The sequence below is a fragment of the Arthrobacter sp. MA-N2 genome (assembly GCF_000517125.1).
GTDB lineage: Bacteria > Actinomycetota > Actinomycetes > Actinomycetales > Micrococcaceae > Arthrobacter > Arthrobacter methylotrophus.
Genome location: NZ_KI912155.1, coordinates 2,245,997 through 2,271,450 on the forward strand (window position 1 = coordinate 2,245,997; position 25,454 = coordinate 2,271,450).

Annotated in this window: 23 protein-coding genes; 13 read left to right on the forward strand and 10 right to left on the reverse strand. The window is 63.9% G+C overall.

Going from position 1 to position 25,454, the window contains the following annotated elements; all coding sequences use genetic code 11:
* Positions 1–6: 6 nt before the first annotated feature.
* From A3M3_RS0111240 to A3M3_RS24765, 3 genes are all read right to left on the reverse strand, one after another.
* Entirely contained in the window at positions 7–1,443 is a 1,437-nt protein-coding gene (locus A3M3_RS0111240) for a class II fumarate hydratase (protein WP_028266410.1), read from the reverse strand.
* A 97-nt stretch (positions 1,444–1,540) separates the two neighbouring features.
* Complete coding sequence (locus tag A3M3_RS0111245) at positions 1,541–2,155, reverse strand: carbonic anhydrase (RefSeq protein WP_028266411.1); 615 nt, start codon at positions 2,153–2,155, stop codon at positions 1,541–1,543.
* A 9-nt stretch (positions 2,156–2,164) separates the two neighbouring features.
* A complete protein-coding gene (locus tag A3M3_RS24765; protein WP_081736777.1) occupies positions 2,165–2,884 on the reverse strand; it encodes a DUF4245 domain-containing protein in 720 nt (239 codons plus the stop codon).
* 201 nt (positions 2,885–3,085) lie between these two features.
* On the opposite strand from A3M3_RS24765, the gene glpX reads away from it, so the two are divergent.
* Positions 3,086–4,105, forward strand: a complete 1,020-nt coding sequence (gene glpX / locus A3M3_RS0111255) for a class II fructose-bisphosphatase (protein ID WP_028266412.1) — start codon at positions 3,086–3,088, stop codon at positions 4,103–4,105.
* 147 nt (positions 4,106–4,252) lie between these two features.
* Positions 4,253–5,206, forward strand: a complete 954-nt coding sequence (locus A3M3_RS24770; RefSeq protein ID WP_051423124.1) for a hypothetical protein — start codon at positions 4,253–4,255, stop codon at positions 5,204–5,206.
* A gap of 47 nt (positions 5,207–5,253) precedes the next feature.
* On the opposite strand, the gene A3M3_RS0111265 is transcribed toward A3M3_RS24770, so the two are convergent.
* From A3M3_RS0111265 to A3M3_RS0111280, 4 genes are read right to left on the reverse strand one after another with little or no spacing between them, the layout of a single operon-like run.
* Positions 5,254–6,189 carry a lipid II:glycine glycyltransferase FemX gene (locus A3M3_RS0111265; RefSeq protein WP_028266413.1) on the reverse strand — a complete coding sequence of 312 codons (936 nt, stop codon included), beginning with the start codon at positions 6,187–6,189 and terminating at the stop codon, positions 5,254–5,256.
* A 3-nt stretch (positions 6,190–6,192) separates the two neighbouring features.
* On the reverse strand, positions 6,193–7,443 hold the full coding sequence (gene manA / locus A3M3_RS0111270; RefSeq protein ID WP_028266414.1) for a mannose-6-phosphate isomerase, class I: 1,251 nt from the start codon (positions 7,441–7,443) through the stop codon (positions 6,193–6,195).
* 57 nt (positions 7,444–7,500) lie between these two features.
* A complete protein-coding gene (gene purE, locus A3M3_RS0111275; RefSeq protein WP_028266415.1) occupies positions 7,501–8,064 on the reverse strand; it encodes a 5-(carboxyamino)imidazole ribonucleotide mutase in 564 nt (187 codons plus the stop codon).
* A complete protein-coding gene (locus A3M3_RS0111280) occupies positions 8,061–9,248 on the reverse strand; it encodes a 5-(carboxyamino)imidazole ribonucleotide synthase (protein ID WP_028266416.1) in 1,188 nt (395 codons plus the stop codon). Before A3M3_RS0111280 ends, purE begins: the two co-directional genes overlap by 4 nt.
* Positions 9,249–9,430: 182 nt before the next feature.
* On the opposite strand from A3M3_RS0111280, the gene A3M3_RS0111285 reads away from it, so the two are divergent.
* Entirely contained in the window at positions 9,431–9,985 is a 555-nt protein-coding gene (locus A3M3_RS0111285) for a GtrA family protein (RefSeq protein WP_028266417.1), read from the forward strand.
* On the opposite strand, the gene A3M3_RS0111290 is transcribed toward A3M3_RS0111285, so the two are convergent.
* Positions 9,972–10,670: a TIGR03089 family protein gene (locus tag A3M3_RS0111290; protein WP_028266418.1), complete on the reverse strand. Its 699-nt coding sequence runs from the start codon at positions 10,668–10,670 to the stop codon at positions 9,972–9,974. The genes A3M3_RS0111285 and A3M3_RS0111290 overlap by 14 nt on opposite strands.
* Before the next feature lie 365 nt (positions 10,671–11,035).
* Here A3M3_RS0111290 and A3M3_RS27460 point away from each other — a divergent pair, with 365 nt between their 5' ends.
* Genes A3M3_RS27460 through A3M3_RS24775 form a run of 3 tightly spaced genes read left to right on the forward strand, consistent with a single transcriptional unit; the run spans position 11,036 to position 16,561 of the window.
* Positions 11,036–11,581, forward strand: a complete 546-nt coding sequence (locus tag A3M3_RS27460; RefSeq protein ID WP_081736778.1) for a WhiB family transcriptional regulator — start codon at positions 11,036–11,038, stop codon at positions 11,579–11,581.
* The gene (locus tag A3M3_RS0111300) at positions 11,581–14,913 is read left to right on the forward strand and encodes a glycosyltransferase (protein WP_035741649.1); all 3,333 of its coding nucleotides are present in this window, start codon (positions 11,581–11,583) and stop codon (positions 14,911–14,913) included. Before A3M3_RS27460 ends, A3M3_RS0111300 begins: the two co-directional genes overlap by 1 nt.
* The gene (locus A3M3_RS24775; RefSeq protein ID WP_051423125.1) at positions 14,906–16,561 is read left to right on the forward strand and encodes a DUF5719 family protein; all 1,656 of its coding nucleotides are present in this window, start codon (positions 14,906–14,908) and stop codon (positions 16,559–16,561) included. Before A3M3_RS0111300 ends, A3M3_RS24775 begins: the two co-directional genes overlap by 8 nt.
* Here A3M3_RS24775 and A3M3_RS0111310 read toward each other — a convergent pair.
* Positions 16,555–17,073, reverse strand: a complete 519-nt coding sequence (locus A3M3_RS0111310) for a metallopeptidase family protein (protein ID WP_028266421.1) — start codon at positions 17,071–17,073, stop codon at positions 16,555–16,557. The genes A3M3_RS24775 and A3M3_RS0111310 overlap by 7 nt on opposite strands.
* Before the next feature lie 97 nt (positions 17,074–17,170).
* Here A3M3_RS0111310 and A3M3_RS27465 point away from each other — a divergent pair, with 97 nt between their 5' ends.
* The 5 genes from A3M3_RS27465 to A3M3_RS0111330 all read left to right on the forward strand — a co-directional run bounded on the left by A3M3_RS27465 (position 17,171) and on the right by A3M3_RS0111330 (position 22,177).
* Positions 17,171–17,545: a DUF3499 domain-containing protein gene (locus tag A3M3_RS27465; RefSeq protein WP_081736779.1), complete on the forward strand. Its 375-nt coding sequence runs from the start codon at positions 17,171–17,173 to the stop codon at positions 17,543–17,545.
* A 162-nt stretch (positions 17,546–17,707) separates the two neighbouring features.
* Positions 17,708–17,911, forward strand: coding sequence for a Trm112 family protein (locus tag A3M3_RS0111315; protein WP_028266422.1), 204 nt, complete (start codon positions 17,708–17,710; stop codon positions 17,909–17,911).
* 42 nt (positions 17,912–17,953) lie between these two features.
* Positions 17,954–19,435, forward strand: a complete 1,482-nt coding sequence (gene ahcY, locus A3M3_RS0111320) for an adenosylhomocysteinase (protein WP_028266423.1) — start codon at positions 17,954–17,956, stop codon at positions 19,433–19,435.
* A 119-nt stretch (positions 19,436–19,554) separates the two neighbouring features.
* Positions 19,555–20,850, forward strand: coding sequence for a L,D-transpeptidase (locus A3M3_RS0111325; RefSeq protein WP_081736780.1), 1,296 nt, complete (start codon positions 19,555–19,557; stop codon positions 20,848–20,850).
* A 94-nt stretch (positions 20,851–20,944) separates the two neighbouring features.
* Positions 20,945–22,177, forward strand: a complete 1,233-nt coding sequence (locus A3M3_RS0111330) for a L,D-transpeptidase (protein WP_028266425.1) — start codon at positions 20,945–20,947, stop codon at positions 22,175–22,177.
* A 65-nt stretch (positions 22,178–22,242) separates the two neighbouring features.
* Here A3M3_RS0111330 and A3M3_RS0111335 read toward each other — a convergent pair whose 3' ends face one another.
* Positions 22,243–23,043 carry an RDD family protein gene (locus tag A3M3_RS0111335; RefSeq protein WP_028266426.1) on the reverse strand — a complete coding sequence of 267 codons (801 nt, stop codon included), beginning with the start codon at positions 23,041–23,043 and terminating at the stop codon, positions 22,243–22,245.
* A 122-nt stretch (positions 23,044–23,165) separates the two neighbouring features.
* Between A3M3_RS0111335 and A3M3_RS0111340 the strand changes: the two genes are divergently transcribed.
* Both A3M3_RS0111340 and A3M3_RS24780 read left to right on the forward strand, forming a co-directional pair.
* Entirely contained in the window at positions 23,166–24,158 is a 993-nt protein-coding gene (locus tag A3M3_RS0111340; protein ID WP_028266427.1) for a stage II sporulation protein M, read from the forward strand.
* Positions 24,159–24,303: 145 nt separating this feature from the next.
* Positions 24,304–25,413 (forward strand): TIGR01906 family membrane protein, encoded by a 1,110-nt coding sequence (locus A3M3_RS24780; RefSeq protein ID WP_035741655.1) that lies wholly within the window; start codon positions 24,304–24,306, stop codon positions 25,411–25,413.
* Positions 25,414–25,454: the final 41 nt, after the last annotated feature.

The following is a 25,454-nucleotide window of genomic DNA, read 5'->3' on the forward strand; positions in this document are numbered from 1 at the left end:
GTGAGGCTAGGCCTTGTGGGCCGGGCGCGTCATGGTGGTGACGTCGAGGGCCTTGTCGAGCTGCTCTTCCGTCAGTTCGCCGCGCTCGAGGTAACCGAGGGAGACCACGGCCTCGCGGATGGTCAAGCCTTCGGCGACAGCCTTCTTGGCGATCTTTGCTGCGGCCTCGTAACCGATGAACTTGTTCAACGGCGTCACGATGGACGGGGAAGCCTCAGCCAGGAAGCGGGCGCGCTCCACGTTTGCCGTGATGCCGTCGATCATCTTGTCCGCCATGACCCGGCTGGTGTTGGCCAGCAGCCGGATGGACTCGAGCAGGTTGGCGGCCATCACGGGGATGCCGACGTTGAGCTCGAAGGCGCCGTTGGTACCGGACCATGCAATGGCGGTGTCGTTGCCGATGATCTGGGCGCAGACCATGATGGACGCCTCGCAAATGACGGGGTTGACCTTGCCGGGCATGATCGAGGAGCCGGGCTGCAGGTCCGGGATGGAGATCTCGCCCAAGCCCGTGTTGGGACCGGAACCCATCCAGCGGAGGTCGTTATTGATCTTCATGAACGAGATCGCGATGTTGCGCAGCTGGCTGGAGCCCTCGATCAGTCCGTCGCGGTTGGCTTGCGCCTCGAAGTGGTCGCGTGCCTCGGTCAGCGGCAGGCCGGTGTCCGCGGCCAGCAGCTCGATGACGCGCTCCGGGAAGCCTTCCGGAGTGTTGATGCCGGTGCCGACGGCGGTGCCGCCCAAGGGGACCTCGGCAACGCGGGGGAGGGCAGCGTTGATGCGCTCAATGCCGTAGCGGACCTGCGCTGCGTAGCCGCCGAACTCCTGGCCCAAGGTCACTGGAGTGGCGTCCATGAGGTGGGTGCGGCCGGACTTGACGACGTCCTTGAAATCCACGGCCTTGCGGTCAAGGGAAGCGGACAGGTATTCGAGGGCCGGGATCAGGTCGTTGATCAGGGCCGATGTCGCGGCGACGTGGACCGACGTCGGGAAGACGTCGTTGGAGGACTGGGAAGCGTTGACGTGGTCGTTCGGGTGGACAACCTTGTCGCTCCCGGCGGCGGCGAGGGCGCGCGTTGCTAGCTCCGCAATGACCTCGTTGGTGTTCATGTTGGAGGACGTACCCGAACCGGTCTGGAAGACGTCGATGGGGAAGTCGCCGTCGTACTTTCCGGCGGCAACCTCATCGGCAGCGTTGGCAATGGCTTCGGCGAGCTCGCCGTCGAGCACTCCCAGTTCTGCGTTTGCCAAGGCCGCGGCCTTTTTGACGCGTGCCAAGGCCTCGATGTGTGCGCGCTCAAGCGTCTTGCCGGAGATCGGGAAGTTCTCCACGGCGCGCTGCGTCTGTGCGCGGTACAGTGCGTTCACGGGGACGCGAACTTCGCCCATCGTGTCATGTTCAATACGGAACTCGGCCGCGTTGGATTCTTGAGTGGAAGTCATGGGGCTAGCTTATGGCGGGTGGCCGCTTGACCGAAAACCGGCTTGTAAAGCAACGGTCGCTGATGACCGTCCGTCCCGGGCGGTTCCGGCTTCCGTTTTAGAGCTCGCCGATCCCGGAAACCAGCGCCGCACGGCCTTCGTCCAGCTTGTAGGACAGCCCGACGACGGCGGCCCGGCCGTCGTCGATCGCGGCGGAAATCACACGGGAACTGTCCGCCAAGCGGCGGGCCGTCTGCTTGACGTGTTCCACTACCATCTCGTTGACGTCCGTCTGCTCGTTGCGCATTGCCGTGAGGACGGAAGGGGTGATGCGCTCCACCAGGGAACGGATGAAACCTGCGGGCATTTCACCGGTTTCGACGGCGCTCTTGGTCGCTGTCACCGCGCCGCAGCTGTCGTGGCCAAGGATCACGATGAGCGGAACGTGAAGCTCCGAGATGCTGTACTCAAGCGAACCAAGGACCGCGTCGTCGATCACCTGCCCGGCCGTGCGGACCACGAAGGCATCGCCGAGGCCGAGATCAAAAATGATTTCCGCGGCCAGGCGGGAATCCGAGCAGCCGAAAATCACCGCAAATGGATGCTGATCCTCCACCAAGGAGTTCCGGCGCGAGGCATCCTGGTTGGGATGCAGGGATTCCCCGGCGACGAAGCGTTCATTTCCTTCGCGCAAACGGCGCCAGGCAAGGGCAGGAGTCAGATAAGTGGCCACGCCGCTACTTTACGGCGTCGGGGTAGCAGTCTGCGAAACTGTTGCGCCGGGCTTCGTGCTTGCATCCGGGGAAGGGATCGGGGCTGCGTCCACGGCCTTCACCACGGCCGCGGCCAAGGTGGAGAATTCGTCGAGTCCTGCCGTGCCGCTCAGGATGATTGTGGTTCCGCGATAGTTCAGGACCATGCTGCGGGTGCCCTTGGCCGTGTCATGGAGTTCCCAGTCATGGCCGCCGGCGCTGCGAGTGCCTGTCACCGGAGCATTACCGGTCTGCTGAAAGATCCAGGTGGGATTGGCCTTGCGAGTTTGGACAATGCCGATGAACGCTTGCTTGGGAGTGAGGTATCCGACTTCCCAAGTGGGCACCCCGTCGCCGGTGCCAGACATCCAGCGCGCGTAGTTTGGGCTGAATGTGTCGCCGGTATCCGGCGCAACAGGTGTGAAACCTGCCACATCTTTGGCGTTGGCGGCGCTGCCGGCAACATCCACGTTGGGCTTGTAGCCGTTGCTCTTCGGCGCGGGGTTCATGAGGACGACCGGCAGGAATGCCAGTACGCAGAGCAGCAACGCGATGAGCATGCCGATCACTGACGCGTTCGCCCGTTTGGCTGCTTTCGCCGCGATGACGGGCTTGACGGCCGGTTGATTGCCGTCGTCGATGCTCACGGGGCCGCGGCCGTCATCGCTTAAGGGGGTGGCGGCTGTTGCTTTGTCTTGCGTATCACTCACGCTTCAATAGTCCCTTATCCAAGCGGCTAATACACAACGGCCGGCCCACGCAAGGCACGTATTGAGAGCCGGTCATCCCATGACCATGCTGCTCCGCCGCGACTATGATCACTGGTAGAGGAATCATCCAGGCCGTCAAGTGTGGCCACTCCTGGTCCCACGAATCGCATCGAAGAAGAGGTTCACGTGTCTCCAGCGCCAATGTCCCAGAAGTATTCCACGATCTCGCCCGCACTCGCAGTCGGGACCGATGAGCCGGACCGCAACCTGGCCCTCGAACTTGTCCGCGTCACTGAGGCTGCGGCCATTGCGGGAGGTCACTGGGTTGGCTTCGGCGACAAGAACAAAGCTGATGGTGCCGCCGTTGACGCCATGCGCTCGTTCCTCCACACCGTCCACTTCAACGGCGTCGTTGTCATTGGCGAGGGTGAGAAGGACGAAGCCCCCATGCTCTTCAACGGCGAGCACGTCGGTGACGGCACGGGGCCGGAGTGCGACGTCGCCGTCGACCCGATCGACGGGACCCGCCTGACCGCCCTGGGCATCAACAACGCCCTCGCCGTGCTGGCAGTGGCCGAACGCGGCGCCATGTTCGATCCGTCCGCCGTGTTCTACATGGAGAAGCTCGTCACGGGTCCCGAGGCAGCCGACATGGTGGACCTGCGCCTGCCGGTGAAGCAGAACCTGCACCTGATCGCCAAGGCCAAGGGCGTCAAGGTCAACCAGCTCAACGTCATGATCCTGGACCGCGACCGCCACCGTCCGCTCGTGGAAGAAATCCGCCAGGCGGGCGCCCGCACCAAGTTCATCATGGACGGTGACGTCGCAGGCGCCATTGCCGCCGCACGCTCCGGCACCGGCGTCGACGCCCTGATGGGTATCGGCGGGACCCCGGAGGGGATTGTTGCCGCGTGTGCCATCAAGTCCCTCGGCGGCGTCATCCAGGGTCGCTTGTGGCCCACCAGTGACGAAGAGAAGCAAAAGGCCATCGACGCCGGACACGACCTCGAGCGCGTGCTGTCCACGAACGACCTCGTCACGAGCGACAACTGCTACTTCGCGGCCACGGGCATCACCGACGGCGATCTCCTCAAGGGCGTGCGCTACTCCAAGGACAAGGTCCTGACCCAGTCCATCGTGATGCGCTCCAAGTCCGGCACCATCCGCTTCGTGGAGGGTGAGCACCAGGCCAGCAAATGGGAAGGCTACGCCCGCAAGTAGGCTCGTCCTCCCACCGATCCTTGCGAACTGGCAGCACTTGCCCTCTGAATCGAATTTTGGAGGCATGTGCTGCCAGTTCGTTCTTAACGCCGGAATCCCACCTGTGGATAACTCAATCTAGGGCTCGAAGCCGGGCAAGAATTGAGCATGTCCCGGACTCCGATGCCCCCGCAGCTCCCAAACGGTTCCTTTCCGGCGTCGGCCGCTGAGACCCTCGGACTGAGCCAGAAGCAATTGCGCCGCGCCGGAATTGTCACGTTGTCGCGGGGATTGCGCCTGCCGTTGCACAGCAAGGGGACGGTCGCGGAACACTTGCGGGGTTACACGGAGCTCGACCCCGATTGCTGTCTTAGCCATGGATCGGCGGCACGGATCCACCGCATCAGTTTGTCCATGGCCCTTGAAGAGGACTGGCGAATCCACCTTGCCCGCTCTGGCGAGCGGTGGAAACCGCGGAGGCGGAACGTTGTCGGGCACCAACTAACGTTCAAAGCGGGTGAGGTGATGGAGCTCGACGGCGTCCGGCTCACCTCGCCCGCGCGGACGTGGCTGGACTTGGCCCAATTGATGAGCATCGACGACGTTGTCGCGGCGGGCGACTCGATCGTCGTCGAACACGGCGAAAACCATCCCAAGCCACGCAGGGCACTGGCAACCATTGACGATTTAAGGGCGATGGTGGCCGCCCATCCCGGCATGCGGGGCGTCCGCAAGGCCCGGCTGGCGTTGGACTTGGTTCGAGTCGGCGCGGATTCGCCGCAGGAAACGCAAATGCGCCTTACATTGCTGCATGCAGGGTTGCCTGAACCTACGCTGAACCACGTCATCCTTAACGAATGGGGCGCTCCCGCTGTGTGGCCCGATGCCGCCTACGTGAAGGAACGTATTGCTCTCCAGTACGACGGCCGTCATCACGGGGAAGCCGTGCAGTACCAAAGGGACATCAAGCGCCAGGCGTTGACGGAGCGCTTGGGTTGGCGCGAAGTCCGGGTTCACTATGAGGATCTGCTCGGGCCCCGGCCGGAAGTGGTAGACAAGGTTCGACGGGCGCGGTTTACCCGCCGCGAACTGGCATCAGATGCCCGGAAAATCGGATTCTGAGGGCATCTGCTGCCAGTTCGCGCGAGGGGGAGGGGGAGGGCGTGGGGTCAGCGGAGCTTTTCGCGTAGCTTCCGGGCCAACTGGTAGGCGCCGTAGCGGAGCTTGTTGACGGGAAGGTCCCACGTGCCCGGGTAGGCGATTTCGCGGCCCCCGAAGGACTTCTTGAAGGCCGTGAATCCGGCCCACTTATGGTCAGGTTCGTTCTCCGGAGCCACCCCCCAGAGGTCGACGTGCTTGAGCCCCTTGTCCTTCGCATCCGCCATGAGCGTGACGAGCAACGGGATGCCGGCGCTGAGCTTGCGGTGCGTATCGTCTATTGCGGCGTGGGCGTAGGTACGAGTGTCGGCGGAGTCGTACGCGAGCGCAGCCGCAATGGGCTCACCCTCGAGTTCGGCGATGAACAGGGTGCCGGCACCGGCCGGCATGAGGGAGCGGGCCACCGCGCTCAGATAGCCGTCGCTTTGGGGTTTGAAGCCGTTGCGGGCCGCGGTCATGTGCAGGAAGTTGAGGAGCACCGAGATCTCCTCTGGATCCTGCGTAGACCGAAAGGTGACACCCTTCTTGTGGATGTTGCGGTACAGATTCCGGTTGGTGGGTTTCATGCGCGCAAGGACGTCCTTGAAATCGCCCTCCAAATCCACAATCCAGCTCAATTCCGGCTGCTGGTTGGACGGTGCCGGCTGCAGGCCACGCGCGCCCAGTACCGCACCGGCGTCGGCGGCTTGGAATCCGGCAGCGACCGGTTCCATCCGAACGAACACGGCCCGGCTGCGGCGCGCGATCGCCACGAGTGCGGCCACAGCGTCGTCGAAGGCCTCCAGCGAATCGGCGACGGGTCCGTAGGGCGTGTAGATCACCTTGCCCGCAGGGTTCTTTTCCTCCACAGCGACGAACCGCCATCCCGGACCCGACTCCTCGTGCACGGTGCGGCCGAGGGAACGCTGGAAGGACGCCCAGACGGGCATCTGCAGAAAGTACTCCACGAATTAGTTCCCCAAGCCTGTCGTGACGGCAAACGCAACGCTGGTCTCTGTTGTCCCGGCAACCGGGTGCACCATGACGGGTTCTTCGTATGCCGGGATGAACGCACTCCCGCCGCGCGCCAAGGCGAGTTCACTCTTGGGCGAGTCGAGCAGCACGGAGCCTGAGACGACAACGACGACGGCGGGACCGGCCTGCGCCAGCGGCACCGGTTCCGCACCCGGAGCCAACTCGATGCGCTGGAGCTGGAACTCCCGGAACGGCGGTACATACAGGTCCTGGCCAAACTTGGAGGTCCTGGGCTCGATGCGGGGCACACCGAGGGCAGCGAATTCGATGGTCTTCAGGAGCTCGGGAACATCAATGTGTTTGGGGGTAAGACCACCGCGAAGCACGTTGTCCGAGGCCGCCATCACTTCCACGCCAAGGCCTTTGAGGTAAGCGTGGACGTTCCCGCCCGGCAAGTATACGGATTCGCCTGGCGCCAGGATGACAAGATTCAGGAGCAATGAAATCAGGACGCCGGGATCTCCGGGGAACTCGGCGTTGATGCGCAGGACCGCGGAGAGTTCCGCGACGTAGTGGCCCATTGGCGCGCCGGACGTCAGGACGGCGACCACCTGATCCGTGGCAGCGGAGACGGAATCCCCGCCGGTAATCAGGCGGGTGAATGAGGCTTTGAGTGCCGCGGCCTCATCGGCATCGGACAAGTCCGCAATGACTCCGGTGATGATGTCCGGAACGTCCACGGCGGCCAGGTCCAGGAGGTTTGCGAGGTGCTCGAAGACGCGCTTCGAGTCGGTGGCCGGACGGAAGCCGCACAGGGCTTCGAACGGCGTCAGCGCGAAGAGCATTTCGGGCTTGTGGTTGTCGTCGCGATAGTTTCGCTCGGGTGCGTCCGCAGCCAAGCCTGCGGCATTTTCCTTCGCGAAGCCTTCCCGGGCTTGCTGCAGGCCGGGGTGGACTTGCAAGGACAGTGGCTTGTCAGCTGCGAGGAGCTTCGTAAGGAAAGGCAAGCGCGGACCGAATTCGGCCAGGCTCGATCCACCGAGGAAGTGGGTGGGATCCACGTTGATGAGTGCGTCCAGGGCAACGGAGGACCCGTCCGGGCGGGTGGCCAGAGACGGCGAACCCGGATGCGCTCCGATCCACAACTCAGCCTCGGGGCCGCCCGAGGCGGGCCTTCCCAGCAGAGCGGCGATCGCCGTCGTCGATCCCCACGCATAGGGACGCAGAAGGTTCTCAAGCTGGTACACGGCAGGGGATCCTTGTCGTTTTGGGGCGGTTCGTTGGATGTGCCAGGCAACGCCCTCTTAGTGGGTGCTCCGGGCGGAGACGTTGGCCGAGGAGAAGACTTCGGCGACCTTGTCGCGGAGCCTGGCCCCTTTTTCGGTTGCGGTGTTGTTGAGCTGCCGGGCGAATTCGAGCATATCGCCGCGGAGCCGGACGGCCATCTCGTCGGTCCCGGAAGCAAGAATACGCACGGCCAGGAGGCCTGCATTGCGGGCACCGCCGATCGAGACAGTGGCTACGGGAACGCCGGCCGGCATCTGCACGATGGACAGCAAGGAATCCATGCCGTCCAAGGTCTTCAAGGGGACAGGGACACCGATGACAGGCAGCGGGGTGACTGAAGCAAGCATGCCCGGCAAATGGGCAGCTCCGCCCGCTCCGGCGATGATGACGCGGATGCCGCGTTCATGCGCACCCTGGCCGTAGCGGATCATCTCCGTAGGCATGCGATGGGCGGAGACGACGTCGGCTTCGAAAGGGATGCCGAATTCGGCCAGCGCGTCCGCTGCGGCTTCCATGACGGGCCAGTCCGAGTCGGATCCCATGACAAGGCCTACGATCGGGGCGGTGTTTTCTTCGCTCATGCGGTCTCCTCTGGGCTGGTCTCGGCCGGGATATGGCCGTCACGGATAATGTCGGCCACCACGGTGGCGCGGCGGCGGAGGGTATCCACGTCTGCCGCGGAGGCGCCGACGAGGTTCACGTGGCCGATCTTCCGTCCGACGCGCACCGACTTGCCGTAGCAGTGGACCTTTGCGGCGGGTTCGTAAGCGAGGGCCTGGGGATAGGCGCTGTAGAGGTCCTGGTTGGCGCCACCGAGGAAGTTCTTCATGACCGCCACAGCACCCAGCGCGTCGGTGGCTCCGAGCGGCAGGTTGAGTACGGCGCGCAGGTGTTGTTCAAACTGGCTGGTGACCGAGCCGTCCTGCGTCCAGTGGCCGGTGTTGTGCGGCCGCATGGCCAGTTCGTTGACTAGGAATCCGACCCCCACTCCGGGCGTTTCGAAGAGCTCTGCCGCCATGACACCGGTGACTCCGAGTTCGCTTGCGATGCGCAGCGCCGCTTCTTCGGCCGCGGCGGCGACCTCCACGTGGATGTCCTGGGCCGGCGCAATCACTTCGTCGCAGACGCCGTCCACCTGGACGGTGTGGACAACCGGCCAGGCGCGGGATTCGCCACTGGGCGTCCTCGCCACGAGCGCGGACAGTTCGCGGCTGAACTCGACCTTCTCTTCGGCCAACAGCGGACTCATGGTTTCGAACCAGTCCGCAGTGCTGCGGGCGTCCTCCGCGGAATAAATGATCCGCACACCCTTGCCGTCATAGCCGCCACGGGGGGTCTTCAAGACGATCGGCCAGCCGGTCTGCTCGCCAAAAGCGATAAGCTCCTCCACGCCGTGGACCGCAGCCCATACCGGGTTCGGAAGCCCCAAGCGATCAATCGCGGCGCGCATCACGAGTTTGTCCTGTGCGTGCACGAGGGCATCAGGTCCGGGCTGGACGTTCACGCCCGCCTCAATCAGGGCCCGAAGGTGCTCCGTGGGAACGTGTTCGTGGTCGAAGGTCATGACGTCCAAGCCTTCGGAGAACGTGAGCAGGGCGGCCAAATCCTTATAGTCGCCAACGGGAGCCGTTGCCACGGCCGGGACCGCAGAAACGTCCTCGCCTTCAGCGAGGACTCGGAGTTCAAAACCAAGGGCCGTTGCGGCTGGTGCCATCATTCGTGCGAGCTGGCCGCCGCCCACTACGCCAATTACAGGAAAATTCACAAGGTTCAGCCTACCGAACCAGTGACTGGTTCCTTGACTCTTCTGCCGGCGGGGGCCCGTGCGGTTCGAGTGAGTTCCGTCGCACGGATTTTCGGCAAGCTCCAAGGAAACCGAGCTAAAATGTAGACTTCGGCCCATCGGCCTCCTAGAAACACCCCTGGAAACAACGGCCATGGAGGGTCATGATCAACACACTTGCAGATCGCATCCGCGGACTTGCCTCGCTCTTTTGGCGCGAAGTAGCCAAGTTTGGCGCTGTCGGCGGTGTTGCGTTCGTCATAGATAACGGTCTGACCTACTATCTCATGCACGGTGTGATGTCGGACAGCGAGGCCAAGGCCCGGTTCGTCGGAGCCACCGTGGCCACCGTGTTCTCCTGGATCGCGAACCGCTTTTGGACCTTCCGTCACCGCCGTCAGGACAACGTGGTGCGCGAGTTTGTGATGTTCATCGTGATCAACGGCATTGGAATCGGCATTTCGACCGGTTTTACCGCCATCGCAAAGTACGGCATGAACATCCAGGACAAGGACATCCTTTTCTCGGCGGGTGTGGTCGGCATCCTCGTGGCCACCGTCGTGCGCTTCTTCGCTTACCGATTCCTGGTGTTCAACAAGGAACTGGACGAGGAGCCGGCCTTCTCGCATGACCACGAGCTCATCGAAGCCCACCGCAGGGCCGAGGCCCAAGCAGAGGCTGGCTCCGGTGAAGGCGGGGACGCGGTCAAGCGCCGCTGACGCGCTCGTTGTCCAACAGGTGCTGGGTGATGTCAACGTCCGGATGAACCAGGACCACTGAACCGTCGCTGTTCCATGCGCCCAGCGCGTCGGCGAGGGCTGATTCCAAGCCGTCCACTGCGCGGACCAGCAGTCGGACGCCTGCCTCATGTTCCCTGGCGAAACCGTCCAGCAGTTCACTGTGCGAATGTTCGGCTTCGGGGCGGCGCAGTGCCGGCAGTGCGGCGTCCGGCTCGGCGTGGGCCATGAACACATCGCCATGCGATCGGACTTCTGCCGCGTAATCGACGACGCCGGGCGGCAGTTCCCCGGGCCAGCGCATTGCCAGGGCTGCGAGCGGCACGGCGACGACGGCATCAAAGTCGGCGCCAGCACCGACGTCGGGGGTGTCCGTGACAAGCAGATCCGCACTGCCGCCGTCGAGCACCAATTCCATGCCGAGTTGCCAACCGGCCAGTGCCCACACCAGGGACTTCCAATGGGCCGGTAGGTCCAGGCGGAGGCTCATGCCCGGCTCGGCATCGAACTCGTCCTGGAGCAGGTTGCTGGTCTTGGCCACCCAATTGTCCAGTACCCGGCCTGAGAGCTCCACGCGTTCGGAATCAGGCCCATACCAGGTCAGTCGGGGTGACGTGGCGTGTCCGGAACGCAAGGCTGCCATCAAGTTCATCGCGGGGGTGCTCATGGCTACATCTTGCCACGGGGCGCCCCGGCAGGCTCGGGAGCATGTGAATTGCGCCACGTTCCACCATGGGGCGGAGGGGGAGATGCTTAGCTGGCTTCCGAATGATTTCCCTGAAATTCAACGAAAATACATCTTAAGTGATGTTAGACTTCCATTTTTCGCCGTGGCGCGCCGAGGGGCACAAAAAATCCCGGGCGTGGCGCGGCAGGTGTTTGTGCGGAAAGTTGATTATTATCCCGGCGCGGCTTGACGGCTTGGTAGTTACACACGTGTAATTAGGTATCGAACGCCGCTGCGGGAGTATCGGGTACATCACCGAGTACCGAATGAGCACGGCAGCAGCTGCAAACATCAGGAGGGACGCCATGGGGCAAGCGTTGCGTATCCAGGAAGATGCAGTCGTCGCGGAATTTGCGTCGGTCAAGTACCGGTCGCGGGAAGTTCCGGGGGATTGGTATGTTGACCCGGCGGATCCGCAGGCGGCGGACCGCTACATCGAAAGCACTCGGGAGTCGCTGGAAGACCGGGCGACAGGCCTTCTTGCCGCCCACGAGGCTCTTGTAGGAGACAATCCGGCAGATCCGGAGGATGATCTCGACGATCCTCCCATGGAGCTGCGCCGTCCGCTCGACAATCCGGCACAGCCGGTGTGGATCGGGCTCCCCGGCCAGCGGGACTTCGACGACGAAGGCGAACTCGGATGGCAGACGGACGCCCTATGCGCCCAGACGGACCCCGAGGCGTTCTTCCCCGAAAAGGGCGGTTCAACGCGGGATGCCAAGAAGGTCTGCGGTGCATGCAATGTACGTTCGCAGTGCCTTGAATACGCACTCGCCAACGATGAACGTTTTGGTATCTGGGGCGGGCTCTCCGAGCGTGAACGCCGCAGGCTGAGGAAGCGAGCGGTCTGATTCTCAAGGCAGTACACGTTACCGCCGTCGTCGTCTCGCACGACGGCGGTAACTATCTCCCCAGAACCCTGACGGCCCTGCTGGACCAGACGCGTCCGGTGGATGCCGCCATCGGCATTGATACGGGCTCCCGGGACAAGTCTGTAGCCCTGCTGCGACGGGCGTTCGGTGAGGCCAATGTCACCACCACAGGCGAGACGAAAACCGGCTTCGGCGCGGCAGTTCTGGCTGGCCTGGCCCGTTCGGCTCCTTTGAAGGAGCCGGGGGTCGCGGAATGGATCTGGTTGTTGCACGACGACGCCGCTCCCGCCCCGGATGCGCTCGCCGAACTGCTTCAGGCAGTCGAGCGGGCTCCCTCGGTCACCGTGGCCGGATGCAAGCAGTTGGCCTGGAATGCGGAACGTAAACTCATCGACGCCGGCCTTTCCACGAGCCGCTGGGCCGAACGGCTAACGCTCATCGAAGCCGACGAACTCGATCAAGGCCAGTACGACGGGCGCACGGACACTTTTGCGGTGAATTCCGCGGGCATGCTGATCCGGCGCGACGCTTGGGAGCAGCTGCGCGGATTTGACCCGGCGCTTCCGGGCGTGGGGGATGACATCGATTTCTGCTGGCGTAACTGGCTCGCGGGCAACAGGGTGGTGGTGGTTCCGGCTGCGCGTATCTTCCATGTGGAGCACCGCCCCCACGCGCTGGGGACACCAGCTGCCGCCCGCAAAAGCCAGATCCATTTGAGGCTCACGCACGCTTCGCCCTGGAAGGTTCCCCTTCACGCGCTCGGCGCCTTGCTCGGAAGCCTGTTCAGGCTGGTCTTGAGCATTCTTGTCAAAGAGCCGGGTTACGGGATTTCCCAGCTTGGCGCCACCCTTGCGGCCATCGGCCGCCCTCGGGCGATCTGGCGTGCCAGGCGAAATGCTGCCCGAACCCGGCGCGTGCGACGATCCATGGTCAAGGGCCTGCAGACTCCGCGGCGCGAGGTGTGGGCTCACCGCCGCTCTCTCGTCGAGGCGATTGGCGCGGAGGAATTCCAGGAGACCACGGATTCCCTGGCTCCTGAACCGAGCGGCGACGCCGGTGACGATTTCGCGGCCCTCGCAACGAATGAGCGGGGCTGGATCGGCACAGGGGCCTTGGCGGCCGCGTTTGCGGCCTTGGCGGCCTCTTTCGTGGGGCTCTTGGGGCTTTTCGGTGCAAGCGTGGTATCGGGCGGCGGCCTCCTGCCGCTGTCGGCAGCCGGTGATATCTGGCGGTCGGCCTCCAGCTGGTGGATCAGCCTGGGCGCCGGCTTGCCCGGGCACGGGGATCCCTTCGGCTACGTTCTGTGGTTTGTGTCAATGTTCGGTGGAGGCGACTCCAATACCGCCATGGTGTGGCTGTTGTTGTTGGCCATGCCACTGTCCGGCCTGGGCGCCTGGTTTGCCGCGGGCGCAATGACCAGGCTGCGCCGTTACCGCTTCATCGCGGCGCTCATCTGGGCCGGAGCTCCCGCGCTCCAAGTCGCCTTGAACCAAGGACGGGTCGGCGCCCTCGTGGCCCACATGGCGATGCCCCTCCTGGTTTTGGCTCTCTTGCGAGCCACTGGATCGGCCCTCGGCCGCGGTGCTGCAATAAGCCAGAGCCAGCCATCCGGAGCAATCGCAGCCAAGCCGGTGCCTGGCAAGCCGGGCATCAACGGGACGCCCTCGTGGACGGCTGCCGCCGCTGCCGGCCTGGCGCTGGGTGTCGTGACCGCATCTGCGCCGTCCCTGCTACTCCCTTTTGCCGTCCTTATTATATTTTGCGGTATTGCCTTGGGCCGGCGTGGACGGACCGTTTGGTGGTCGCTGCTTCCGAGCGCCGCACTGTTCGCTCCTTACGCGCTCTCTGTCTTGGAACGGCCCCGTGCCATGCTTGCAGATCCAGGACTTCCATTGGGTTTCCAGGCCGCGCCGGTGTGGCAGCAACTGCTGGGACAACCGCTGAAATTCGACCTCGACGGCGGCTTGGCCGGGTTGGCACTTTTTGGCCCCTCCAGCATCCCGTGGGCGCTGCTCTTTGCTCTGCTGCTCGGCGCGCCGGTCCTGCTTCTGTCAGTGGTGGCACTGTTTGCGCCTGGCCGGCGCTCACGCATCGCACGCTTCCTGTGGGCCGCAGCCTTCGTGTTCCTGGCCTGGGCTTGGCTCGCCGGACATGTGGCAACAGGCGCCAACGGCAACCTTCTGGTGACACCTTTCACGGGTCCGGCTGTGTCCGCTGCAGGGTTCGCGGTCCTGGGAGCCGCATTGATCGGAGCCGAAAACCTCTTTCACCTCAGGACCAACGCACAAGATGGCCGTCAGGTCCGGCGTGTGGCGATGCGTACCGTCTCTGCTGTCACATCCCTCCTCCTGATTGCAGGCCCGCTGGCCAGCATGGGCGTATGGGCCACACAGAATGCCTTGTCCAACGCAGCTACCGTATCTTCGGCCGGCGGTGCCCTCGGCACACCGCGGCTGGTCCAGCCGGCAGGGCAGGGCACGCTCCCGGCTACAGCCGTCGATCACGGCCAAGGTCCCGAACAGACGCGCACGCTGGTCATCACGGCCGACGACAACGGTGGCTACACCTCATCGCTGATGCGTGGATCCGGTACCACGATGGATTCGCTCTCGACGGTCGCCGCCGCCAGTTCCATTGCGGGATCACCCGGACAGGAACGCCTTGTAGCCGACGACGACGCCACGGCGTCCGTGCGGAACGCCGTGGCGACCATTGTTGCCGGGGCCGGCGTGGATCCCCGACCCGGCCTTGAACAACTCGGCGCCGGATACGTCGTCCTGAAGTCCGCCGATTCCGCTGCCCAGCTGACGGCCAACCGGATAGATTCCGTTCCCGGACTGGTGGCTGTGGGCAAGACGGATTCCGGATGGTTATGGCGGGTCACGCCACTGGACAAGGCTGCGGCCGCCGATGCCGGGACGGCTCACCGGGTCAGGGTCGTCGATGCCAAGGGCGCGGTGGTTGCCCTTCTGCCCTCCCTCGGAACGTCTGCCGAGGGCAACATCCCGGCAGGCGGGGATGGGCGCCTGGTGGTGCTCGCTGAGCGCGCAGATACCGGGTGGAGTGCTTGGTTGGACGGCCGCGCGCTGACTCCAACAACGTCTGGATGGGCCCAAGCATTCACCTTGCCGTCCTCGGGCGGCGCGATCGAGATCCGCTACACCACTCCCTGGGAGCCTTGGCTCAGCATTCTGCAGGCCGTAGTGATTGGATTGACGATCCTGTTGGCCATTCCCATGCCCGCCCGCAGGCCGAAGACCGGCCTGCTGAAGGAACAAAAATCCCTCCGTAAGGAGTACAGCAGTGTCTGACAACCAAGACCCCGAACCCAAGGGACGCGGGGAGTCGAGAAAGCGCGGGCAGCGCAAAGCCGGGAACCGGCAGGGCCGGAAGAGCCAAGGCATCGTGTTGGGCGTGCTCTCGGCTACGCTGCTGCTTGCGGCCGGGGCGGGCATGGTCTCTGCGGCATCCATAGTGCCCGGGCCTGCGGGAAGCAGAGCTTTGGACTTGTCCCTCGCTGATGTTCCGGCAGGCAGGGTCACCGCAGTGTGTCCGTCGCAGCCTCGTCTCCCTGAGGGAACCGACGCAGGCACGGACACCCAATTCAGCCCCGTTTCGCGTTCGGCCAAAAGCTTCCTCGATGCCGTTGTACTCAGTGACCCCAGCGGATCCGTTCCGGGAAGCAACCTCGCCTCCTTGGGTGGTGCCGCCATTGCCGACATTGCCAAGCCTCCTGCCCCCGCCGCGACTCCAGTGCCAGGGCCTCCCGTGCTCAATGCCGGCGTCGTGGCCCAGCGTCCGGCGGGCGATGTCATGGTGGTTGGTGCCGATCCCATCGGCAGCCAGCGGGCCGCCGTCGCGGGCTTGATGAGCTACACCGCCGGCGACGGGGATCTCCGCGGCCTCGCGGCGGCACCTTGCCAGCAGCCGGGCAACGATGCTTGGCTCGTGGGTGCCAGCACGGCGTTGGGCCGGACCGCGATCTTGAACATCAGCAACGCCTCGGGCACGCCGGCAACTGTCAATCTGGAGCTCTACGGTTCCCGTGGCCAGGTCCAAGCCTCGGGCAGCCGTGGCTTGTTGGTAGGGCCAGGCACCACCCGGTCCATTAATTTGGCCGGATTGGTCACGAATGAGAGCCAGCTTTCAGTGCACCTGCGCAGCAGCGGCGGGCCGGTTGCAGCAAGCATCCAGCAAAGCGTTCTCCGCGGATTGACAGCCGGTGGCGTCGAGCTCATTACCCCCGGTGTTGCCGCCGCTGATGCCCAGGTCATGACCGGAGTGGACATCCAGGATCCCGCCGCCGCGAAGTCACTCGGGGACAAAGCAGGTTTTTCCGACGCCGTTCCGGCGCTGCAGATTGTGGTCCCCGGTCCCGTCGACGCCGTGGTGGATGTGCGTTTGTTCGGACCGAACGGCCAGCGCGCTTTGCCCGGCGGCGGAGCTGTGACTGCCAAAGCGGGCGCGGTCACCCAAGTCCCTCTTACGGGGGTCCCAGCCGGCATGTACACCGTCAGCGCCACCTCGGATGCGTCCTTCGCAGCGTCCACCCGCGTGACACGGGGACTCAAGGCTGAGGATCCCGTTGACTTTGCCTGGTCTCCGGCAGCGGTCCGTTTGGGCAGCCAGCATGTGATGGCCGTGCCTCAAGGCGGCACCCGGTCCCTGAGCTTCGGTGTTCCGGCGGGGCGCGCTACCGTTAGCTACACACCGGTCACTTCGGACGGCAAGGTCCATAAAACGGAAACTGTGGAGATTGCCGGGGGGACCACCTCGGTCATTGGGATTCCGGACAAGTCCGACGGCGCCGCGGTCTCCGGCTATATCGTGTCGGCGGCAGGGGACGCGGCCTACGGCGCGCTCGTCCTCGGCCAGGCCGATCAAAACGGGGTCTCGGTGCTGGCCATCCAAGATGGCGCGGCCGGTCACGAAAAAGTACAGGTCACCCTGGGCTACTGATAACGACGGCGGTACACCGGGTCCAGCGTCTCCGGCGGCACGCCGAGCATTTCGGCGGTGTACTCGACGACGACGTCGTGCACCAGGTCTTGGAGGTCCTCGCGGCCCCCGGTGGTGTGCTCGACGACGCGCCGGTAGATGGTAATGACGGGTCCTGCGCCATAGCCTGCCGGAGTGTACGAGCCGAGCGGCGCCGCGGTGCCCTCAGCCACCAACTGCTCAAGGTTTGGCGGGATCTCGTCGACGGCGAACGAAACGCCGTCGAGCCGTTTGCCCCACATATCCTGCAGGCGTTCCGCAGAATCCAACACGAGGTCGTCGAACCGTTCCGCGCGCGTCCGGTAACCGGGGACGTTGGGAAGCATGATTTCACCACGCAACCCCCGCCCGTGGCGGTTTCTGCGGCGCTCCCTGAAGCCGCGTGCGGACGTGGCCGCGCTAGTGGTTTCCTGACTGTCCGCGGTGTCGGACAAATGGACTGTGAAGCCCGGGACGTGGTGCTGTGACTGCATATATCGACTTTAGACCCGTGATTCGGCCAACGCGACATAATGCTTGCCGAGAGGCAATGCACCGCGCCGCGGCGAAGAGCGGCTAATCTGGGATGTTGTGGGTGCAATTCGTCAGTGTTCCAGGTCCGCCTGCCGCCAATCCGCGGTGGCTACTTTGACGTACGTGTACGCCGAGTCCACGGCAGTGCTAGGTCCGTTGGCCACTTATGCCGAGCCTCACTCCTATGATCTGTGCGCGCAGCATGCGGAGTCGCTGACGGTGCCGAGGGGCTGGGAAGTCATGCGGCTCGCCATGCCGTCCTCGCCGCCGCAGCCCGGACCTGACGATCTCCTTGCTCTGGCCAACGCTGTGCGCGAAGCCGCATCGGCGCCTGCGGCGCCCGAGCACCGTACGCTCCGCACCCCCTTTGACGGGCCAAGCCCCGTGGAAGGAACCAGGCGTCACCTGCGCATCCTGCGTGATCCATCCTGACCCTTCCTGACAGCCTGGACCACCGGGAATCACGGCGGCTGACCCCATGTGTCGCCGTCCGACTCTTGTGACAAGGTTCCCAGCGCCGCCGGGTTGTACTCTGGAAGCTGCATATCAGTCCAAAGCGGCGCCCGTGATGGTGCCATCCAGGGAGCTCCAACCATGCCAAAGGTCAGTCCTGAATTGTTGTCCATCCTGCGTTGCCCGGTGACCGGGTCTCCGCTGGAGCAGGACGGCGAGGAACTTGTCTCGACGGCGGCGGCCGCCTCGGGTGAAAAGCTCCGTTACGCCATCCAGGACGGAATCCCCTTGCTCCTGCCGCCTGAACTGCGGGCCGCCGTCAACGCTCCTGACCAGCACGCCTGAGCCCTCACTGACCTCAACCATTCGGTATTTCTAAGGATTTCCATGACTTTCGACTACAAGGTTGCCGACATCTCCCTGGCTGAAGCCGGGCGGCACCAGATCCGCCTGGCCGAGCATGAAATGCCGGGCCTCATGTCGCTACGCGCCGAGTTCGGTCCGAGCCAGCCGCTCAAGGGTGCACGCATTGCCGGGTCTCTGCACATGACGGTGCAGACCGCGGTGCTTATTGAGACGCTGACGGCGCTCGGCGCAGAGGTCCGGTGGGCCTCCTGCAACATCTTCTCCACACAGGACGAGGCCGCTGCCGCCGTCGTGGTCGGCAAGGGAACTGCCGAGGATCCCCAAGGTGTTCCGGTGTTCGCCTGGAAGGGCGAGACTCTTGAGGAATACTGGTGGACGGCCGAGCAGATCCTCAGCTGGCCGGGCGCGGACGCCAACCCGGAGTTGGGCCCCAACATGATCCTCGACGACGGCGGCGACGCGACGCTGTTGGTCCACCGGGGTGTCGAGTTCGAAGCCGCAGGTGCCGTGCCAGTCGCCACGGAAGACGACCCCGAAGAGTATGCCTTTGTCCTGGATGTCCTGCGCAAGAGCCTTGCCGCGGACCCGAAGAAGTGGACGCGCATCGCCGCCGGCATTCGCGGGGTGAGCGAGGAAACCACTACAGGCGTGCATCGCCTCTACCAACTCGCCGAACAAGGCAAGCTTCTCTTCCCGGCCATTAACGTCAACGACTCGGTGACCAAGAGCAAATTCGACAACAAGTACGGCATCCGCCATTCGCTTCCGGACGGCATCAACCGGGCCACGGACGTCCTCATGGGCGGCAAAGTGGCCGTAGTCTGCGGTTACGGCGATGTCGGCAAGGGCGCCGCGGAGGCGCTCCGCGGCCAGGGTTCGCGTGTGATCGTGACGGAAATCGACCCCATTTGCGCACTGCAGGCAGCCATGGACGGCTACCAGGTGGCCAAGTTGGACTCGGTAGTGGAACAAGGCGACATCTTCATCACCACCACAGGCAACAAGGACGTCATCATGGCCTCCGATATGCTGCGGATGAAGAACAAAGCGATCGTGGGCAACATCGGCCACTTCGACAATGAGATTGACATGGCCGGACTGGCAAAGGTCCCCGGCGTCCAAAGGGTCGACATCAAGCCTCAGGTGCACGAGTGGGTGTTCGCTGCAGCCGATGGCCGCGACGAGCGGTCGATCATTGTGCTTTCCGAGGGCCGCCTCTTGAACCTGGGCAACGCGACCGGGCACCCCTCGTTCGTCATGAGCAACTCCTTCGCCAACCAGACGATCGCGCAGATCGAGCTATGGACCAAGAAGGACCAATCCGAGGCCGAGCGTGAATACTCGAACCAGGTCTACGTCCTGCCCAAGATCCTCGATGAGAAGGTTGCGCGCTTGCACTTGGATGCACTGGGCGTGGAATTGACCGAGCTCAGCAAGTCACAGGCCGAATACCTGGATCTTGATGTTGCCGGGCCGTACAAGCCGGAGCACTACCGGTACTGAGAACATCGGCTGGGAACATGCGGGAAGGCAGTTCCCAGCCAATGTCAAGCCACGCCCCTTAAGATGCGGCTGTGGGGCGTGAGTTTTTTGGGGGACGTGAGTTTTTGGAGAAATCAAACATGGGTCTTTATCCTGACGGCGAGCATGCAGACGCCACGGAAAGCGAGGGCGCGGTGCACACTATTGTCACCGCCGATGCGAAGCGAAGCAGGTTCCGGAAAGCGGCCTGGATCGTAGTGGTCTGCCTCGTTGCTGCGCTGAGCGGCACGTTCGCTGCCGTGGCCCCGCATGCGGCCAGTGCAGCGATCGAGTCCGAGGGATCATCCGGTGAGCGTAGCGAAGCGGCTGCCGTGCTGCCGGTCGTGAAGCCGGCCACCGTGGTTGCTTCGCCCGCGAGCGGGGCCAAACAAGTAAATCCCGCTGCGCCTGTCACGATCGCCGTCAAGGACGGAACGCTGGACAGGGTCTCCTTGACGAGTACCCAAGGAAAGACGGTCGACGGCGCGTTGACTCCGGACGGCCTCAGCTGGGCCGCGTCAACGCCCCTCGAGTTCAACTCCTCCTACACGTTCAACTACACGGTGACAGACGCTGCCGGCCGTGCAACGTCGAAGACCGGTTCTTTCGCGACGGTTTCCACGCAGAACGAAGCGGACGCCGCCATGTACCCGCTGGACGGCTCCAAAGTAGGCGTGGCGCAGCCGCTCCAGCTCACGTTCAGCGAACCAGTGGTCAACAAGGCCGCTGTGGAGAAGGCCATCAAGGTCACGTCCACGTCGGGCCAAGTGGGGGCCTTCCACTGGTTCAGCGACACCATGGTGCGCTACCGTCCGGAGAACTTCTGGGCAGCGAACACCACCGTGACGGTGGACCTCAAGCTTTTCGGGGTGGACTTCGGCAACGGCCAGATCGGCAACTTCAATAAGACGAACACCTTCAAGATCGGTGATAAGAAGGTGGCGGTGGCCGATGCAGTCGCCCATACGTTCACGGTCAGTGTCAACGACCAACAAGTGGGCGAGTGGCCGGACACCATGGGCGACACCAGGTTCCCTTCCGCACGCGGCTACTTGGTGCTGATGGAGAAGTACCGGGTGGAACATATGGATGCCTCCACCATTGGCCTCAAGCCAGGGGATCCGGCCTACTACGGACAGCTTGACGTCAACTACGCCACGCGCCTGACACCCAGCGGTGAGTTTATTCACCAGGCAACGGACTCCGCCTTGCCGTACATCGGCGTCACGAACCTTTCCCATGGTTGCGTTGGATTGGGACCGGACGGGGCGAAATGGGTGTTCGACAACATGACAACCGGAGACGTCGTCCAAGTCGTCAATACCCAGGGTGACTATGCCAATTTCGACGACGGATTCGGCGACTGGAACATTCCCTGGGCGCAGTACGCCAACTGATAGGCCGCCGCTGCCCGGGACGCATCAGTACCTCGGGTAGAATTGGTGGCTAGTCTTGGGGGAGGCGGTCTGCTGGGGGATGTGGAGTTGCACTATGGCGCTGCAAGGGAAACGCAGGACCGGGAAGATTCTCGGGATCATGGGGATGTGTGCCGCTATTGCTGCCGGAGGTATCGGTGTGGCCACCGCTCCTGCTTGGCTGGGCACGGTGGTGGAATCCGAATCAGGATCACCGCAGCGCTCCGGCGCAGGACTGGCGTCCGCCGTCGTCAAAGCAGTGGAACTGGGTATCACGCCCCTTGACGGGGCCCGCGAAGTGAATCCCGCCGTCGGGCCTTCCGTGAAGGCCGTGCACGGCACGCTAAAGGACGTTGAACTCGTCCCGGTCACGGGCGGCAAGGCCATCAAGGGAACCATGAGTGCTGACGGCAGCACTTGGTCCGCGCTGGATGCCTTGGCATTCAACACCGGGTACCGCTACAGGTTCACCGTTGTTGACGGCGCAGGACGGGAACTCCGGAAGACCCAAAGCTTCACCACAGTGTCCACGCCCAACGAGGCCAATGCCACCGTGTTCCCCCAACATGGGTCCACCGTCGGTTCGGGACAGCCCATCGACATCAACTTCAGCGAGCCGGTGGCGGACAAGGCCGCCATGGAAGCAACCGTGAAGATCAGTGTTTCCTCCGGCCAGGAAGTAGCCTGGCGCTGGTACTCGGACCGAAAGGTGCGCATCCGTCCGAAGGAGTTCTGGGCAGCGAACACGAGCGTCACTGTGGACATGCCGTTGTTCGGCAAGGATTTTGGCAACGGAATGATTGGAAACTCCAATGTCAAGACCACGTTCCGGACCGGTCCGCAGCGGATCGCGGTGGTGGACGACACCACCAAGACCATGAAGGTGTATTTCGACGGCGCACTCGTCAAGACCGCTCCCGTCACCCTCGGCGGCCCGGATTGGCTCTCGCCCAGCGGCTACGCCGTGATCATGGAGCAGGAGCGCCACTCCAACTTCAACGCGGGCACCATCGGGCTAAAGCCCGGCGACAAAGGCTACTACCCGCCGCTGGTCGTGGAGCATGCGAACCGGCTGACAAACTCGGGGGTCTATGTGCACCAGGCGCTCCCGTCCGCCTACGAAGCCGTCGGCTCCTACAACGTCTCCCACGGCTGCGTGGGTTTGCTCCCGGCCGACGCCGCCTGGTTCTTCAACAACATGGCGCCCGGGGATGTGGTGCAAGTCCTCAACACCGGCGCTCCGGTGGTCGAACCACTTGAAGGCTTCGGTGACTGGAACATCGCCTGGGCTGGCTACGCGAAGCGCTGAGCGCTGCCGGGACATGCTGCAGTTGTGCCCGACGGCGGGACGAACCTTGCGTCCCGTGCGCTTGGCTAACGAGTGAACGGGAGCCTGTTGAGCCGATCCCCGACAATGGCGCTGCGTTGTTCCGCGCGGCGCAGCCGTTCCAGGTCCCGGATCCGCCGCTCGCCCAGCACAGCGTGCAGATAGTCTTCCGGCGTCGTTCCGGGCGGTGGCGGCGGGGCGACGTACGCTGCCAGTTCAGTTGCCAGGGCTGCGGCCAGGCTGGAGCGCGATTCCGGGGCCATCCGGGAGGCCTGTTGGATGAATTGCGAAGCCCGACGCGCCGTACCGTCGGGCACCCTGCCGATATCCGCGCTTCCCACCCAAGCCTGCAGGTGCGGAGGAGCGTAGGGCAGGATGGTCGGTTCGGACGGAACACGCTGCCTGAGCGAGTAGGTTCCTGCGACGACGTCTCCGAGCCTTTTCGACTTGTCGTTGAACAGCGCCACGGCGATTGCTAGTCCCCCGAACGTCGCGTAGATCTCCAGGAAGCCGATCAGCCCCCGGATCACCGCATGCCGGAAGCGGATGGATCCGCCGTCGTCGCGCACGATCCTCAGCCCGGTAGCCAGCTTGCCCAGCGAACGGCCTCGGCTCAACGTTTCCACCGCCACGGGAACGACCACGAGGCACAGCACCACGCTGGACAGGGCCATGGCACGGGCGGCTGCGCCGTCCAGGTCCGGCGCCACCATGCCGAGCAGGAACAGCAAAGCGAAGAGCAACACCACATGAACCAGGACATCGAGCATGAGTCCGAGGGCCCTGGCCCCGAACGATGCCGGCCGCAGTTCAAGGACTACGGCCTCACCAGTAATGATCGAACCCACACGGCCCCCTACAACTGCCACGCCGTCGCAGGACCGGATGGCTCCCGCTGGATCGAGTCTAACTGCGGACAAGGGTGGGGAGCGGGGGGCTGCTTTCGGAAGGGCAGTACTAGGGTAGAGCCGTGGACATGGATGCCTTCTCCGTCGTTAACGGGCCAAAATGGTCAAGGCTGCACGAACTTGCGCGCAAACGGCGCCTGGACGGCGGCGATGCCGATGAGCTTTTGCGCTTGTACCAAGTGGTGTCTTCACATTTATCCCTCATCCGCTCCGTGGCCCCTGAGAGCGCACTTACCGCATCGTTGTCGGCGGCCTTGGCCCAGGCGCGCACCCGGTTTACCGGAGCCCGATCAAATTTCATGGAAGACCTTGCGCGCTTTTTCGTGGTGTCCCTGCCAGCCGCGTTCTTCCGTTTGCGCTGGCTGACAGTGTGGTGCGGTGTGTTCTTCTGCCTCGTGGCCGCGGGCTATACACTCTGGATCGCGACGTCCCCGGAGGCGTTGAGGGCGCTGGGAAGCAGCAGTGCCGTGAAGCAGTACGTCGACCAAGACTTTGTTGGCTACTACTCGGAGAACCCTGCCGCGTCCTTCGCGGGGGCTGTATGGACCAACAATGCCTGGATCGGGGCGCAGGCCGTGGCTTTAGGGGTCACGGGTTTCTGGGTACCGGCCATGCTTTTCATGAATGCACAGGGCCTGGGGGTCGCTGCGGGTGTCTTTGCGGCGACAGGGAAGATGGATGTGTTCTTCAGCTACATCCTTCCCCACGGCCTCATGGAGCTGACGGCCGTGTTCATCGCCTCCGCGGCCGGTCTCCGCATTTTCTGGGCTTTGATTTCCCCCGGGCCGCGGCGCAGGATGCAGGCCGTGGCGGACGAGGGGCGCTCACTGATCACAGTGGCGCTGGGGCTGGTATTTGTCCTGTTCGTGTCCGGACTCGTGGAGGCTTTCGTGACGCCCAGCGCGCTTCCGGTGTGGGCCAAGATCCTGATCGGTTCGTTCGTTCTCGTTGCATACTGGGTCTATGCCCTGGCGCTGGGCGGACGGGCGTTCCGCGCAGGCGCCACAGGTGACTTGGACATCAACGATGCCGGCTACCGGGAAATAGCCGCCTGACGGCACGCGGGTCAGGTCTCAATCCGGCTTCGCCGGGGTGGCTCCTCGTCTCTCCGCGAGGGCTGACTGTAGGCTCGAAGGCAGAGAAGATTGCCAGCGGCCCGTTCCTGCTCCGGCATGTGAATCCTACGGAAGTGAAATCGAAGTGACCGAGAAGAGCCCGATCCCCAAAGACCAGGACGCGGATATCCACGACGACGGTGATGAGCCGGCCTTCGACTGGATGAAACCTGCCCCCAAGTCCATGGCCGAGGACGCACAACCGGAGCGCGCTGACATTGCCGAGGACTCTTCCACGAAGCGCGTGCCCGACGCCAGGTCGACGCCGGATTCCGCCTCAGGACAGCCGGTGACAGGACAGCCGGTGACAGGACAGCCGGTGACCGGGCAGCAGCCCGAGAGCCGGGCGGACCGTAAAGCTGCCGAAGCTGCGGACGCCGGCGCAGAACCGGCGCTCTTCGCCGAGCCTTTGCCGACGTCGGCCCTTCAAGTACGGCCCGCGGAAGCCGAGGTGGAACGTCGCTACCACGAGCGCGAGCAGGCTGCCAATGCCAAGCCCGTGGCACCGCGCATCTTCCAGGTCATCCTGGCCGTCTTCTACCCGGTGGTCCTCCTGGTGCTGGCAATCCGCGCAGTGACGAGCCCGCTGTTCCTCTGGGTGGAGTACTACCGGCCTGGATTCCCCGGTGACGGTTACGGATTCAACGCCGATGACCGGATGACCTACGGTTCCTACGCCGTGGACTATCTCAGCAACTGGTCAGGGCCCCGGTACTTGGGCGATCTTGTCAACCAGAACGGCGAGAAGCTGTTCAAAGAGGGCGAAGTCTCTCACATGGCCGACGTCAAGACCGTGATGCTTTCGGCCTTTGGTGCCGGCGCCCTCATGGTCATCATTGGCATCATCGCGATGCTGTACCTGCGCAAACGCAGCAAGGGCGGAATTCGCCGTGGACTGTTCGCCGGTTCGATCGCCACACTGGTGCTCATCGTGGGACTTGGCACACTCGCGGCGATGGGCTGGCAGCAGTTCTTCACGGAGTTCCACCGGATTTTCTTCGCCAACGGCACATGGACATTCTCATTGGATGACACGTTGATCCGCTTGTTCCCCGGACAGTTCTGGATGGACGCCGGAATTGCGATCGGCGCTATGGTCTTTGTCGCGGCCTTGCTGACTCTCATCTTTACGTGGCCTACCCGCCGTCGTCGCGGACTACCTCCCAAGAACGAGGCCGTCACATTGGAAAAATAGCGGGAACCTTCCTGACCTTGTTTGACGTGGAAATTGTGCGA

Bases quoted from the DNA above. Each gene is read 5' to 3' on its own strand.
- A3M3_RS0111240 (WP_028266410.1), bottom strand. From the start codon at position 1,443: ATGACTTCCACTCAAGAATCCAACGCGGCCGAGTTCCGTATTGAACAT.
- glpX (WP_028266412.1), top strand. From the start codon at position 3,086: ATGTCCCAGAAGTATTCCACGATCTCGCCCGCACTCGCAGTCGGGACC.
- A3M3_RS24770 (WP_051423124.1), top strand. From the start codon at position 4,253: ATGTCCCGGACTCCGATGCCCCCGCAGCTCCCAAACGGTTCCTTTCCG.
- purE (WP_028266415.1), bottom strand. From the start codon at position 8,064: ATGAGCGAAGAAAACACCGCCCCGATCGTAGGCCTTGTCATGGGATCC.
- A3M3_RS0111285 (WP_028266417.1), top strand. From the start codon at position 9,431: ATGATCAACACACTTGCAGATCGCATCCGCGGACTTGCCTCGCTCTTT.
- A3M3_RS0111290 (WP_028266418.1), bottom strand. From the start codon at position 10,670: ATGAGCACCCCCGCGATGAACTTGATGGCAGCCTTGCGTTCCGGACAC.
- A3M3_RS27460 (WP_081736778.1), top strand. From the start codon at position 11,036: ATGGGGCAAGCGTTGCGTATCCAGGAAGATGCAGTCGTCGCGGAATTT.
- A3M3_RS0111310 (WP_028266421.1), bottom strand. From the start codon at position 17,073: ATGCAGTCACAGCACCACGTCCCGGGCTTCACAGTCCATTTGTCCGAC.
- A3M3_RS0111315 (WP_028266422.1), top strand. From the start codon at position 17,708: ATGCCAAAGGTCAGTCCTGAATTGTTGTCCATCCTGCGTTGCCCGGTG.
- ahcY (WP_028266423.1), top strand. From the start codon at position 17,954: ATGACTTTCGACTACAAGGTTGCCGACATCTCCCTGGCTGAAGCCGGG.
- A3M3_RS0111325 (WP_081736780.1), top strand. From the start codon at position 19,555: ATGGGTCTTTATCCTGACGGCGAGCATGCAGACGCCACGGAAAGCGAG.
- A3M3_RS0111330 (WP_028266425.1), top strand. From the start codon at position 20,945: ATGGCGCTGCAAGGGAAACGCAGGACCGGGAAGATTCTCGGGATCATG.